The following is a 12,845-nucleotide window of genomic DNA, read 5'->3' on the forward strand; positions in this document are numbered from 1 at the left end:
CCCCGCGCGCCCGGGCCCGCGCATAACCGTTCGGAGCGGGCCCCCGGGCGGCCATACACTGGCCGGAGCATTCGCAGCACTTCGTACGAGGAGACATAAGACCGTGACGGACATCGTCGACGACCTGAAGTGGCGCGGGCTCTTCGCCCAGTCCACCGACGAGGACGCCTTGCGCAAGGCTCTGGCGAACGGTCCGGTCACGTTCTATTGCGGCTTCGACCCGACCGCCGCCTCCCTGCACGTCGGCCACCTCGTCCAGGTGCTCACCGTGCGCCGCCTCCAGCAGGCCGGCCACCGGCCGCTCGCGCTGGTCGGCGGGGCCACCGGGCAGATCGGTGACCCGCGGCCCACCGCCGAGCGCACGCTGAACGACCCGGCGACGATCGCGGAGTGGGTGACCCGGCTGCGTGGGCAGATCGAGCCCTTCCTCGACTTCGAGGGCCCGAACGCGGCGACCATGGTCAACAACCTGGACTGGACGGCCGGGCTCTCGGCGATCGAGTTCCTGCGCGACATCGGCAAGCACTTCCGGGTCAACAAGATGCTGACCAAGGAGTCGGTGGCCCGGCGCCTGGAGTCGGAGCAGGGCATCTCCTACACCGAGTTCAGCTACCAGCTGCTGCAGGGCATGGACTTCCTGGAGCTGTACCGCCGCCACGGTTGCGTGCTCCAGCAGGGCGGCAGCGACCAGTGGGGCAACCTGACGGCCGGGATCGACCTGATCCACCGCCTGGAGCCGGAGGCGACGGTGCACGCGCTCGCCACGCCGCTCATGACGAAGGCCGACGGCACCAAGTTCGGCAAGAGCGAGTCCGGCGCGGTGTGGCTGGACGCGTCGATGACCACGCCGTACGCGTTCTACCAGTTCTGGCTGAACGTCGACGACCGGGACATCTCGCGCTACCTGCGCATCCTGAGCTTCCGCTCGCGGGCCGAGCTGGAGGAGCTGGAGGCGGTGACCGCCGAGCGTCCGCAGGCGAGGACCGCGCAGCGGGCCCTGGCCGAGGAGCTGACGACGCTCGTGCACGGCGCCGGGCAGTGCGCCGCCGTGATCGCCGCGTCGAAGGCGCTGTTCGGTCAGGGCGAGCTGGCGGAGCTGGACGGGGCGACGCTGTCGGCGGCGCTGTCGGAGCTGCCGCGCGCCACGGTCACCGAGCTGCCCTCCGTGGTGGACCTGCTGGCGCAGACGGGCCTCGTGGCGAGCAAGTCGGCCGCGCGGCGCACGGTCAAGGAGGGCGGGGCCTACGTCAACAACGTGAAGGTCGCCTCCGAGGACGCCGTGCCCGAACCGGGGCAGCTGCTGCACGGGCGGTGGCTGGTGCTGCGGCGCGGCAAGAAGAACCTCGCGGCCGTCGAGGTCGCGGCGGGCTGAGCCCGCGTACCGATAGGGCCGGTACGGGATTCCGTACCGGCCCTTTCGCATCGCGCTCCGCGCCACCGGGCCGACCGGGCCCGGGGCGCCGCCGCGCTCAGCGTTCCACGCGCCTGCCCTTGGCCGCCGTGTACACGGACTCGCCGACCGCGACGAGCACGACGGCGGCGACGACCTGGAAGATGTGCCGGCTCCAGTCGATGCCGTTGGTGTAGCGCACGCCGAACGCGGAGGCGATGGCGTTGCCGACCAGCCCGCCGATGGTGCCCAGGAGGACGACCAGCCAGAGCGGACTGTGCTGTTTGCCGGGGATGAGGGCCTTCGCGATGAATCCGAGCACGAAGCCGACGATGATCGCCCACAACCAGCCCATGGTCACTCTCCTTCGTCCGCCGCGTCCCGCGACAGCGGGCACCGTTCCCGCCCCACTCTGCGCCCGCCCGGCGTACGGCGCTCGCGGGAGTACTCCGTACGACGGACGGCGCACGCGGGCCGGTCCTGCCGCACGGCGCCCCGGTCTCCTGCGGGAGAGCCTCGCGGCGTACCGTGAGAGCGGTTCGTCGAGGGATGGTGGAACGGGATGCGGAAGCACAGTGAGGACGAGGTCTTCCGGATCACGGGGGCGCGCGCCGGGCTCCAGGAGGACGTGCGGGGCAGGCAGCGCCGGTACGTGATCTCGATGCTCGTGCGTACCGCTTCGGTGATCGCGGCCATGACCTTGTGGAACGTCGAGCGTTATGTGGCGATCGTGGCGCTCGTGGTGGGTACCTTCCTCCCCTACGTCGCGGTCGTCATCGCCAACGCCGGGCGCGAGAACGCGCCTTCGCTGCCGCGCACCCACGTGCCCGCCCCGGTGCGTCCGGCGCTGGAGGGCACCGTGACCACGGGCGCGGCGGAACCCGCCGCAAAGGCCGCGGGTGCCGAGCGGACCGAGCACAGCGGCTGAGCTTTCCGGAGGGTTCCGGCGGGGTGTACCGACCGGTATACCGACCGCACATCGTCAGCCAATCATGTTGTTCGGGTGCACCGGGAGCGTTGCCCCATGACATACTTTTCGCACGCTCCGCATCCCCCGTCGGAGCGAAAAGACCGACGCCGGGCAGCTCCCCCCGTGGCTGCTCGGCGTCGTTTTTTTGGCCCCCTCCGCCCCTTGTCCCACCCTCCCCCTCCCCTGGAAGCCGTGCGCATCCCCATGAGCAGCGAAGACCGCAGCAGCGAAGACAGCAGTCACGAGAAGGGCGAGGCCCAGGCCCCGTTGACCTGTTCCGCCAAGGGCTGCCGGGAACCCGCGGGCTGGGTGCTGGCCTGGAACAACCCGAAGCTGCACACGCCGGAGCGGCGCAAGACGTGGCTGGCCTGCGGGGCGCACCGGGAGTCGCTCGGGCAGTTCCTGAGCGTGCGCGGCTTCCTCAAGGACGTCGTCCCGCTCGCCCGGTGGCAGGCGGAACACGAGTAGGGCGGTTTTCGGCCCCGTTGTGCGGCGGGCGGGTTCAGCCGCCGATCGCGGACATCGGCCGGGCGGGCTGGAGGAAGGCCGGGTCGTCGAGGCCCGAGCCCGCCTTCTTGCCCCACATCGCGAGTTTCCAGCGGCGGGCGATCTCCTCGTCGTCGGCCCCCGAGCGCAGCGCGGAGCGCAGGTCGCTCTCCTCGGTGGCGAACAGGCAGGTGCGCACCTGTCCGTCGGCGGTGAGCCGGGTGCGGTCGCACGCGGCGCAGAAGGGGCGGGTGACGGAGCCGATCACGCCGACCCGGCCGGGTCCCCCGTCCACGAGCCAGCGCTCGGCGGGCGCGGAGCCGCGCTCCTGGTCGCCCTCGGGGTCGAGCCGGAAGCGGGTGCGCAGGGAGGCGAGGACGTCCCCGGCGGTGATCATGCCCTCGCGGGTCCAGCCGTGCTGGGCGTCGAGCGGCATCTGCTCGATGAAGCGCAGTTCGTAGCCCTCGGCGAGGGCCCAGGCGAGCAGTTCGGGGGCCTCGTCCTCGTTGAGCCCGGGCATGAGGACGGTGTTGACCTTGACGGGGGTGAGTCCGGCCGCGTGGGCGGCGGCGAGTCCGTCGAGGACGTCGCGGTGCCGGTCGCGGCGGGTGAGGGTCTTGAAGACCTCGGGGCGCAGGGTGTCGAGCGAGACGTTGACCCGGTCGAGCCCCGCTTCGGCCAGCGCCCCGGCGGTGCGGGCGAGGCCGATGCCGTTGGTGGTGACGGACAGCCGGGGGCGCGGTGCGAGTGCGGCACACCGCCGTACGAGGTCGACGAGGCCGCGGCGCAGCAGCGGCTCCCCTCCGGTGAAGCGGACTTCGGTGACGCCCAGGCGGGTCACGGCGATCCCGACGAGCCGGACGATCTCCTCGTCGGTGAGCAACTCGGGTTTGCCGAGCCACTGGAGCCCTTCCTCGGGCATGCAGTAGGTGCAGCGGAGATTGCAGCGGTCGGTCAGTGAGACGCGCAGGTCGGTGGCCACCCGGCCATAGGTGTCGACGAGCATGTGGCCTCCTCTCCCGTGGGGGCGGCGGGGACTGCCGCGGCCTTTGAGCGTACGTGAGGTGCCCGGCCGGGGGGTTCGGCCGGTACCGCCCGGGCAGCGGGACGGCCGTGTCGCGGACGCTTCCGGGGAGGTCCGCGACACGGCCGTCGAGGGGGACGGGGGGCGTCGGGTCAGTGCGCGCCGGTACCGGTGAGGGAGCGGACCTCCAGCTCCGCGTACTTGCGGACGTCCGGCTCCTCCTTGGAGAACAGGGTGCCCAGCCAGCCCAGCAGGAAGCCGAGCGGGATCGAGATGAGTCCCGGGTTCTCCAGCGGGAACCACGCGAAGTCGACGCCCGGGAACATCGAGGACGGCTTGGAGGAGACCACCGGGGAGAACAGCACGAGCAGGACCGAGGAGGCGAGCCCGCCGTAGATCGACCACAGGGCGCCCTGGGTGGTGAAGCGCTTCCAGAACAGGCTGTAGAGGATCGTGGGGAGGTTCGCGGAGGCGGCGACCGCGAAGGCGAGGGCGACGAGGCCGGCCACGTTGAGGTCACGGGCGAGGGCGCCGAGGCCGATGGAGACGATGCCGATGGCGACGGTCGCCCAGCGGGCGGCGCGCACCTCCTCCTTGTCGGTGGCCTTGCCCTTGCGGATGACGTTGGCGTAGATGTCGTGCGCGAACGACGAGGAGGAGGCGAGGGTCAGGCCCGCGACCACGGCGAGGATGGTCGCGAAGGCCACCGCCGAGATCACCGCGAGCAGGACCGCGCCGCCGGTGGAACCGGAGCCGCCGCCGATCTCCAGGGCGGCGAGCGGGGCCGCCGTGTTGCCCGCCGGGTTGGAGTCGGTGATCTCCTTGGGCTTGAGCAGGGCGGCGGCGCCGAAGCCGAGCACGATGGTCATGAGGTAGAAGGCGCCGATGATGCCGATGGCCCAGTTGACGGACTTCCGGGCGGCCTTGGCCGTGGGCACGGTGTAGAAGCGGATCAGGATGTGCGGCAGCCCGGCGGTGCCCAGGACGAGGGCGATGCCGAGCGAGAGGAAGTCCAGCTTCGAGGTCGAGGTGGCCCCGTACTTGAGTCCCGGCTCCAGGAAGGCCGAGCCCTTCCCGCTGTTCTGTGCGGCCTTGCCGAGGAGTTCGGAGACGTTGAAGTGGAACTTCCACAGGATCAGTACGGTGATCAGCAGGGTGCCGATGATGAGCAGGACGGCCTTGACCATCTGGACCCAGGTGGTGCCCTTCATCCCGCCGATGGTGACGTACACGATCATCAGCAGGCCCACGAGTGCGACGATCGCGATCTTCCCGCCGTCGCTCGTGATGCCGAGCAGCAGCGACACGAGGACACCGGCCCCGGCCATCTGGGCGAGCAGGTAGAAGATCGACACGACGATCGTGGAGGCGCCGGCCGCCGTGCGCACCGGGCGCTGGCGCATGCGGTAGGCGAGGACGTCACCCATCGTGTAGCGGCCCGAGTTGCGCAGGGGTTCGGCGACCAGGAGCAGGGCGACGAGCCAGGCCACGAGGAAGCCGATGGAGTACAGGAAGCCGTCGTAGCCGAACAGGGCGATGGCGCCCGCGATACCGAGGAAGGACGCGGCCGACATGTAGTCGCCCGAGACGGCGAGGCCGTTCTGGAAACCGGTGAACTGCCGTCCGCCGGCGTAGAAGTCGGCCGCGTCGCGGGTCTGGCGGCCGGCCCACACGGTGATGACCAGGGTCGCGGCGACGAAGACCGAGAACAGCGTGATGATGAGGCCGCGGTGGTCGCTGGCGCCCTCGGCGGCCAGCGGCAGACCGGCGGCCAGGGTGATCGGGGAGCTCATGCCTGGTCCTCCAAGCGGGACTTGATCGCCTGCGCCTTGGGGTCGAGCTGGGTCGCGGCGTGGCGGGAGTACCACCAGGCGATGAGGAAGGTGGTGAGGAACTGGCCGAGGCCGAGGACGAGCGCGACGTTGATGTTGCCGACGACCTTGGTCCCCATGAACCCGCCGGCGTAGTTCGACAGCAGGACGTACAGCAGGTACCAGAGGACGAAGGCCACGGTCAGCGGGAAGGCGAAGGAGCGGTGGGAGCGGCGCAACGCCCCGAACTCCTCGCTCTGTTGCGTCTGGAGGAACTGGTCGGACGTCGGTGTGCCGGCCTTGGTCTGCGGGCCGGTGGACGCCGGCTCCGGTGCTTCGGTGGCCACGGAGTCTCCTCGCGGTGCGGGAACGGGTGGTTCTGACAAGGGAGGCGTGTGCGACATGGTGCTTTCTCTTCGGCCTTCTGTGCGTACGGGGCGCCGGGCCCGGCCCGCCGCGTGGGACGCACGGACGGGGGCGCGGGCACGCGCACCGCGGGGGCTGGTTCTGCTGGCCCCCTGCACAACGGCACGGCGGCGCGCGCGACCCGGTTCAACGCGGCGGATTTTTCGCGGCCCCGGATTTTGGGAAATCGTTGCTGGCCACGGACGAGCGGGATAGCTTCACTTTGCCGAGCGTCATGTACCTGTCCGAATTTCCGTCCCGGACCGGTGGGTTGACGCTGTTCCCGGTGCGCAGCCGCCTTCCGTGTGGAGGCATCCCGACACCCGCACAGCACTCCGTGTAGACGCCTGTACCCGAACTGGAGACCCCATGACGGTGCCTTTCGTCCGCTCCCGGCGCACGCTCGCGATCCCCGTGGGACTCGCTGTCGCCGCCGCTCTCGCCGTGGTGCCCGCCACAGCGGCCTCGGCCGCGCCGGCCGGCTCCGCGGCGACGACCTCCGCCTCCTCGGCCGCGGACGGCACACCGATGAGCTACGTCGTCAACGTGCTGCCGGGCCTCGCCGACAGCACGTACCTCAAGCAGGCCGTGACCCGCGCGGGCGGCTCGGTCGTGGCCGCGTACGACAAGATAGGCGTGGTCGTCGCGCACTCCTCGAAGGCGGACTTCGCGCCCCGCATCCGCAAGGTGGCCGGGGTGCAGAGCGCGGGCGCGACCCGTACCGCCCCGCTGTCCGCCCAGTCCACCACCGACATGGGCGCCCCCGTGAAGCTCGGCGGGGCTCAGGCCGAGGCCGCCGCGCAGACGGCGCAGGGCGCTCAGGACCCGCTGGAGCCGCTCCAGTGGGACCTGCCCGCGATCAAGGCGGACAAGGCGCACGAGAAGTACCTGGGCAGCAGCGCGGTCACGGTCGGCGTGATCGACACCGGGGTGGACGACACGCACCCCGACATCGCGCCCAACTTCGACCGCGCGGCCTCCGTCAACTGCGTGGGCGGCAAGGCCGACACCTCCGAGGGCGCGTGGCGGCCGAGCGCGTCGGAGAGCCCGCACGGCACGCACGTCGCCGGGGAGATAGCCGCCGCGAAGAACGGCATCGGCATGACGGGGGTCGCCCCGGGCGTCAGGGTCTCCGGCATCAAGGTGTCGACGCCGGACGGCTTCTTCTACACCGAGGCCGTGGTCTGCGGGTTCGTGTGGGCCGCCGAGCACGGGGTCGACGTGACCAACAACAGCTATTACACCGACCCGTGGTACTTCAACTGCAAGAACGACCCGGACCAGAAGGCGCTGGTCGAGGCGATCACGCGGGCCACGCGGTACGCGGAGCTGAAGGGCGCGGTCAACGTCGCGGCGGCGGGCAACGAGAACTACGACCTGGCCTCCGACAGCATCGCCGACCCGTCGAGCCCGAACGACTCGTCGCCCGGCGACCGGGTTGTGGACCCGTCGAAGTGCTTCGACATCCCGACCCAGCTGCCGGGTGTGGTGACGGTCGCGTCGACCGGCGCCAAGGGCGTCAAGTCCTCGTTCTCCAACCACGGTGACGGCGTCATCGACATCGCGGCCCCCGGCGGAGACTCGACCGTCTACCAGACGCCCGCCCCGCCCGCCACGAGCGGACTGATCCTGGGCACGCTGCCCGGCGGCGGCTACGGCTACATGGCCGGTACGTCGATGGCCTCCCCGCACGTCGCGGGCGTCGCGGCGCTCATCAAGTCCCGCCATCCGCACGCCCCGGCCGCTGTGGTCAAGGCGCTGCTGTACGCGGGCGCCGACGACAAGGCGTGCACCGACCCGTACGACATCGACGGGGACGGCGAGGTCGACGCGGTGTGCGAGGGCGGCAAGAAGAAGAACGGCTTCTACGGCGAGGGCATCGCCGACGCGCTGGACGCTGTGACGAAGTGACGGCGCGCCCGGCCGGCCGGTGTGCCTCCCCTGGGCGGGACGGCGCGTCCGGCCGGACGGTGAGCCGCTGAGCGCGTCCTCGGGCGCGGGGCCGTACGGGGATCTTCGGGTCCGCGTACGGCCCTTCTTCGTGTTCCCCTCTTCCCCACACCTGGCACTGAGTGCCATAGTGCGTGCATGGAACTGGAGGAAACACCCGCTCCGGCGGCGGCCTGGGCGGCCTTGGGCGGCGATCCCGCCCTGCTGGACCACGTGATCCGGGAGCCCGACAACGCCGTACTCACGGCCCGTCTTCCCGTGCGGGAACTGGCCTCGGCCACGGTGACCGTGTGCGGCCTCGCGGCGGCGGAACTGACCGCGGTCCGTACCGGGCACGCGGTGCCACAGGTGCGGGTGTCCGACCGGGCGGTGGCCGCCGCCTTCGCGAGTGAACGGCTCGTACGCGTCGCAGGGCGGGCCCCGGAGTCCTTCGCCCCGCTCTCGCGGCTGTGGCGCACCGCCGACGGCTGGGTGCGCACGCACGCCAACTACCCGCACCACCGTGAGCGGTTGCGGGCCGCCCTCGGGCTCGCCGCCGGGGCGGGGCCGGAGGAGGTGGCCGCCGTACTGCGGCGGCGCGCGGCCCTGGAGGTCGAGGAGGCGGTGTTCGCGGCGGGCGGCCTGGCCGTGGCGCTGCGCGGGCCCGGCCAGTGGGCGAGGAGCCCGCAGGGACTCGCCCTCGCGGACCACCGACTGGTGACCACCCAGCGGATCGACCGGGGCCCGGCACGGGGGTTCGCGCCGCTCGACCCGGACGCGCCGGCGCTGCTGCCGCTCGCGGGGGTGCGGGTCCTGGACCTGACCAGGGTGCTCGCCGGGCCGGTCGCGACCCGCACGCTCGCGCTGCTGGGCGCCGACGTCCTGCGCCTCGACGCGCCGTGGCTGCCCGAACTGCCGGACCAGCAGGCGGACACCGGCCTGGGCAAGCGCACCGCCCTGCTCGACCTGAAGGACGGCGAGGGGCGCCGCCGCTTCGAGGACCTGCTCGCGGACGCGGACGTCGTGGTGACCGGCTACCGGCCGGGCGCCCTGGAGCGCTTCGGGCTGACCCCGGACGCGCTCGCCGGCCGCCGCCCGGGCCTCGTGGTGGCCCAGATCTGCGCGTGGGGGCGGTACGGGCCCTGGGGCCACCGGCGGGGTTTCGACAGTCTCGTGCAGGTGGCGACCGGGATCGCCGCGGTCGAGGCGGACCGGGACGGCCGGCCGGGGGCGCTGCCCGCGCAGGCCCTGGACCACGGCAGCGGCTACCTGCTGGCCGCCGCCGTGCTGCGGGCGCTCACGGAGCAGACCCGCTCGGGCGGGGCGCGGCTGGTGCGGGTGACGCTCGCCAGGACCGCGGCGTGGCTGCTGGCCGGCGGCCGGGCCCGCGCCGGGGAGGACTCCCCCGCCGTGGACCCGGGCGGGCACGTGACCGAACGGGACAGCGCCTGGGGACCTCTGGCGTACGCCCGTCCCGCCGTGGAGTTCGCGGGCGGTCCCGCCGACTGGGCGCGGCCCTCGGCGCCCACCGGGGCGGACGAGGCGGTCTGGCTGCGCTGACCGCCCGGCCGCCGGTCAGGCGGTGCGCGCGCTCACGGGGTGACGAGGACCTTGAGGGCGGTGCGCTCGTCCATGGCGCGGTAGCCCTCGGGGACCTCGTCGAGGGTGACGGTGCGGTCGAAGACGGGCGAGGGGTCGATCCGTCCGTCGAGGATGTCGGCGAGCAGTTCGGGGATGTAGGTGCGTACGGGGGCGACGCCGCCGCGCAGCGCGATGTTGCGGTTGAACATGGTGCTCAGGTCGAGGCCGGAGCCGGAACCGTGCGGGACGCCGACGTAGCCGATGGAGCCGCCGTCGCGGGTGATGTCGACGGCGGTGCGCATGGACTGCTCGGTGCCGACGGCCTCGATGACGCCGTGCGCGCCCTGGCCCTTGGTGAGTTCGCGGACGGCGGCGACCGCGGCCTCCCCGCGTTCGGCGACCACGTCGGTCGCGCCGAAGCGCCGGGCGATGTCGGTGCGGTCCGTGTGCCGGCCGAGCGCGATGATGCGTTCGGCGCCCAGCCGCTTCGCGGTGAGCACTCCGCACAGGCCGACCGCTCCGTCCCCGACGACGGCGACGGTCGCGCCGGGGCGGGCGCCCGCGCCGAGGGCCGCGTGGTGGCCGGTGCCGAGGACGTCGGAGAGGGTCAGCAGCGCGGACAGGAGCGCGGGGTCACCGGCCGCCTCGCGGGGCAGCGCGACGAGGGTCGCGTCGGCGAAGGGCACCCGGACGGCCTCGCCCTGACCGCCGTCGTGGCCGGCCTGTCCCCAGATCCCGCCGTGCTCGCAGGAGGTGGTGAGCCCCTCGCGGCAGTAGTCGCACACGCCGTCCGACCACACGAAGGGGGCGACGACGAGGTCGCCGCGCCGGAAGCGGCTGGTCCCGGCGCCGGTCTCCTCGACCACGCCGAGGAACTCGTGACCGATCCGCTGGCCGGGGCGGCGCGCCGACTCGCCCCGGTACGCCCACAGGTCGCTGCCGCACACGCACGCGCGCAGCACCCGCACCACGGCGTCGGTCGGCGACTGGACCAGCGGCTCGGGCACGTCCTCGACGCGCAGGTCGTAGGGGGCGTGGATGGTGGTGGCGCGCATGGGGCGGTTCCTCGGCGGTGCGTACCGCCTACGGGGGCGGTGAATCAGACGTTCGTACGTTTTTCACGGTACGCGAGATCCGGCCGGGACCGCGCCCGAGCCCCCTGGAGCACGCCGCTGACCAGCGGGTACTGGGCGGCGATGCAGGTGAGCACGGTCCAGGGCGCGGAGGGCGGGGGCTGCGGCGGCCCGGCGAACGCCGAGGAAGTCCGAGCCGAGGAACAGCGCCCCGCCGGCCGCGGCGCGCGCCCCGAGCCGGTGCGCGGCGGGCCTCCGCTACACCCCCGCCGCCCCGAGCAGCGCCCCCGTCGCGTACGTCACCGCCATCGCGAGCGCCCCGCCGGCGACGTTGCGCAGGACCGCGGGGCGGGCGGGGGCCGCTCCCAGGCGGGCGCTGCTCCAGCCGGTGAACACGAGGGCGGCGAGCACGGAGCCGACCGTGAGCGGGAGCCGCACCCCGGCGGGCGGGAGCACGATCGCGAGCAGCGGGAGCAGCGCGCCCACCGTGAAGGACAGGAAGCTCGCCCACGCGGCGTGCCAGGGGTTGGTCAGTTCGTCCGGGTTGATCCCGAGTTCGACATCGGCGTGGGCGCGCAGCGCGTCGCGTTCGGTGAGCTGCCGCGCGGCGTCCCGCGCGACCTCGGGGCTGAGCCCCCGGCCCTCCAGCAGGCGGGCCAGCTCGGCGAGTTCCTCCTCGGGCCGCTCCCGCAGCTCGCGGCTCTCGGTGGCCAGCGCGGCCTTCTCGGCGTCCCGCTGGGTGCTGACGGACACGTACTCCCCCGCCGCCATCGACATCGATCCGGCGAGCAGTCCGGCGAGTCCCGCGGTGAGCAGGGTGCCGCGCCCGGCGCTGGCCCCGGCCACCCCGACGACGAGTCCGGCGGTGGAGACCACGCCGTCGTTGGCGCCGAGCACGGCGGCCCGCAGCCAGTTGAGCCGTCCGGCGAGGGCGCCGCCGTGATGTTCCTCGTGCACCGGGGCCTGATCACTCATCGGGCGACTGTCTCACCCGGCGAGGTCCGGCACCCTGATTTCCGCCGGGCACCGCCGACGTGCCGGATCGCCGCCCGCCGCCGAGCGCCCGTCACCTCCGGGGACGGGACCCCGGGGGGCACCGGCTGTCGGTGAGGGCCCGTATCCTCATGGACCATGCTCGAAGACCGTACGACCCGTGGCCCCTGGCCGACCGCGTATCCCCCGGGGTACGCGGTCGTCGACGTGGAGACCACCGGTCTGGCCCGTGACGACCGCATCGTCTCCGCCGCCGTCTACCAGCTCGACGCGCGCGGCGAGGTGGAGGACCACTGGTACACGCTGGTCAACCCGGAGCGCGATCCGGGCCCGGTGTGGATACACGGGCTCACGAGTGACGTCCTTGAGGGCGCCCCGCTGTTCGCGGAGATCGCCGCCGAGCTGTCGGCGCGGCTGGAGGGCCGGGTCCTGGTCGCGCACAACGCGGTCTTCGACTGGTCGATGCTGGCCCGGGAGTACGCGCGGGCCGAGCGGCAGGCGCCGGTGCGCCAGCGGCTGTGCACCATCGCGCTGTCCAAGGAGCTGGCGCTGCCGCTGCCCAACCACAAGCTGGAGTCGCTGGCCGCGCACTTCGGGGTCGTGCAGCGTCAGGCGCACCACGCCCTGGACGACGCCCGGGTGCTCGCTGAGGCGTTCCGGCCGAGCCTGCGCGCGGCGGCGCGCGACGGTGTGCGGCTGCCGCTGCTGGAGTGCCGGCCGCTGACCGAGTGGTCCGACGCGCCGGTGCGCCCGGCGATCGGTCGTCAGTCCTCCTACGGGCAGGGCAGTTGGCGCCCCTCGCGCAAGCGCCCGCCGTGCCCGTACCCGAACCCGGGCCGGTACGAGGTGGACAAACCGCTCAGACAGGGCATGCGGGTCGCGTTCTCCGGGGACACCTCGGTCGAGCGGGAGCTGCTGGAGGACCGGGCCACGGAGGCCGGGCTGCACGTCGCGAGCAGTGTGTCGCGGCTCACGAGCCTGCTGGTGACCAACGACCCGGACTCGGGCACCTCGAAGACGGCGAAGGCCCGGCAGTTCGGGACGCCGGTGATCGACGAGGCGGCCTTCGGGCAGCTCCTGCGGGACGTGGCCCCGGCCGATCCGGCCTGACGCGGCGGACGAGGGGGCCGGCCGGCCGGTGCGGCGGGCCCCCTCCCGTATCCCCCGAAGGGGCGAGTTGTAC

12 protein-coding genes are annotated in these 12,845 nt (G+C 73.0%); 6 read left to right on the plus strand and 6 right to left on the minus strand.

All coding sequences use genetic code 11. From position 1 onward, the window contains the following. Nucleotides 1-103: 103 nt before the first annotated feature. Nucleotides 104-1,372: a tyrosine--tRNA ligase gene (gene tyrS / locus AB0J21_RS12090; RefSeq protein WP_363145784.1), complete on the plus strand. Its 1,269-nt coding sequence runs from the start codon at nt 104-106 to the stop codon at nt 1,370-1,372. Nucleotides 1,373-1,469: 97 nt separating this feature from the next. Here the strand turns inward: tyrS and AB0J21_RS12095 are convergent, their stop codons facing one another. Next, the gene (locus tag AB0J21_RS12095) at nt 1,470-1,745 is read right to left on the minus strand and encodes a GlsB/YeaQ/YmgE family stress response membrane protein (RefSeq protein WP_363145785.1); all 276 of its coding nucleotides are present in this window, start codon (nt 1,743-1,745) and stop codon (nt 1,470-1,472) included. 207 nt (nt 1,746-1,952) lie between these two features. Here AB0J21_RS12095 and AB0J21_RS12100 point away from each other — a divergent pair, with 207 nt between their 5' ends. Both AB0J21_RS12100 and AB0J21_RS12105 read left to right on the plus strand, forming a co-directional pair. Then, entirely contained in the window at nt 1,953-2,318 is a 366-nt protein-coding gene (locus tag AB0J21_RS12100) for a DUF3099 domain-containing protein (RefSeq protein ID WP_363145786.1), read from the plus strand. A gap of 246 nt (nt 2,319-2,564) precedes the next feature. After that, entirely contained in the window at nt 2,565-2,828 is a 264-nt protein-coding gene (locus AB0J21_RS12105) for a hypothetical protein (protein ID WP_363145787.1), read from the plus strand. A 34-nt stretch (nt 2,829-2,862) separates the two neighbouring features. On the opposite strand, the gene moaA is transcribed toward AB0J21_RS12105, so the two are convergent. The 3 genes from moaA to AB0J21_RS12120 form a co-directional block, all read right to left on the minus strand. Beyond that, nucleotides 2,863-3,852 (minus strand): GTP 3',8-cyclase MoaA, encoded by a 990-nt coding sequence (moaA, locus tag AB0J21_RS12110; RefSeq protein WP_363145788.1) that lies wholly within the window; start codon nt 3,850-3,852, stop codon nt 2,863-2,865. Between the two features lie 170 nt (nt 3,853-4,022). Beyond that, nucleotides 4,023-5,663 carry a cation acetate symporter gene (locus AB0J21_RS12115; RefSeq protein ID WP_363145789.1) on the minus strand — a complete coding sequence of 547 codons (1,641 nt, stop codon included), beginning with the start codon at nt 5,661-5,663 and terminating at the stop codon, nt 4,023-4,025. Continuing rightward, nucleotides 5,660-6,028, minus strand: a complete 369-nt coding sequence (locus AB0J21_RS12120) for a DUF485 domain-containing protein (RefSeq protein ID WP_363145790.1) — start codon at nt 6,026-6,028, stop codon at nt 5,660-5,662. The genes AB0J21_RS12115 and AB0J21_RS12120 overlap by 4 nt, the downstream gene beginning before the upstream one ends. 427 nt (nt 6,029-6,455) lie before the next feature. On the opposite strand from AB0J21_RS12120, the gene AB0J21_RS12125 reads away from it, so the two are divergent. Continuing rightward, complete coding sequence (locus AB0J21_RS12125) at nt 6,456-7,997, plus strand: S8 family serine peptidase (RefSeq protein WP_363145791.1); 1,542 nt, start codon at nt 6,456-6,458, stop codon at nt 7,995-7,997. Between the two features lie 177 nt (nt 7,998-8,174). Further along, entirely contained in the window at nt 8,175-9,575 is a 1,401-nt protein-coding gene (locus AB0J21_RS12130; RefSeq protein ID WP_363145792.1) for a CoA transferase, read from the plus strand. 32 nt (nt 9,576-9,607) lie between these two features. Here AB0J21_RS12130 and AB0J21_RS12135 read toward each other — a convergent pair whose 3' ends face one another. Beyond that, the gene (locus tag AB0J21_RS12135; protein ID WP_363145793.1) at nt 9,608-10,651 is read right to left on the minus strand and encodes a zinc-dependent alcohol dehydrogenase family protein; all 1,044 of its coding nucleotides are present in this window, start codon (nt 10,649-10,651) and stop codon (nt 9,608-9,610) included. A gap of 276 nt (nt 10,652-10,927) precedes the next feature. After that, nucleotides 10,928-11,644 carry a VIT family protein gene (locus tag AB0J21_RS12140; RefSeq protein ID WP_363145794.1) on the minus strand — a complete coding sequence of 239 codons (717 nt, stop codon included), beginning with the start codon at nt 11,642-11,644 and terminating at the stop codon, nt 10,928-10,930. Nucleotides 11,645-11,800: 156 nt separating this feature from the next. Between AB0J21_RS12140 and AB0J21_RS12145 the strand changes: the two genes are divergently transcribed. Further along, a complete protein-coding gene (locus tag AB0J21_RS12145) occupies nt 11,801-12,772 on the plus strand; it encodes a DEDDh family exonuclease (RefSeq protein ID WP_363145795.1) in 972 nt (323 codons plus the stop codon). Nucleotides 12,773-12,845: the final 73 nt, after the last annotated feature.

This window comes from Streptomyces sp. NPDC049954 (assembly GCF_040656295.1).
GTDB lineage: Bacteria > Actinomycetota > Actinomycetes > Streptomycetales > Streptomycetaceae > Streptomyces.

Excerpts from the sequence above, each read along its gene's own strand:
- AB0J21_RS12095 (WP_363145785.1), bottom strand. The coding sequence starts at position 1,745 with ATGGGCTGGTTGTGGGCGATCATCGTCGGCTTCGTGCTCGGATTCATC.
- AB0J21_RS12100 (WP_363145786.1), top strand. The coding sequence starts at position 1,953 with ATGCGGAAGCACAGTGAGGACGAGGTCTTCCGGATCACGGGGGCGCGC.
- AB0J21_RS12105 (WP_363145787.1), top strand. The coding sequence starts at position 2,565 with ATGAGCAGCGAAGACCGCAGCAGCGAAGACAGCAGTCACGAGAAGGGC.
- moaA (WP_363145788.1), bottom strand. The coding sequence starts at position 3,852 with ATGCTCGTCGACACCTATGGCCGGGTGGCCACCGACCTGCGCGTCTCA.
- AB0J21_RS12115 (WP_363145789.1), bottom strand. The coding sequence starts at position 5,663 with ATGAGCTCCCCGATCACCCTGGCCGCCGGTCTGCCGCTGGCCGCCGAG.
- AB0J21_RS12125 (WP_363145791.1), top strand. The coding sequence starts at position 6,456 with ATGACGGTGCCTTTCGTCCGCTCCCGGCGCACGCTCGCGATCCCCGTG.
- AB0J21_RS12130 (WP_363145792.1), top strand. The coding sequence starts at position 8,175 with ATGGAACTGGAGGAAACACCCGCTCCGGCGGCGGCCTGGGCGGCCTTG.
- AB0J21_RS12135 (WP_363145793.1), bottom strand. The coding sequence starts at position 10,651 with ATGCGCGCCACCACCATCCACGCCCCCTACGACCTGCGCGTCGAGGAC.
- AB0J21_RS12140 (WP_363145794.1), bottom strand. The coding sequence starts at position 11,644 with ATGAGTGATCAGGCCCCGGTGCACGAGGAACATCACGGCGGCGCCCTC.
- AB0J21_RS12145 (WP_363145795.1), top strand. The coding sequence starts at position 11,801 with ATGCTCGAAGACCGTACGACCCGTGGCCCCTGGCCGACCGCGTATCCC.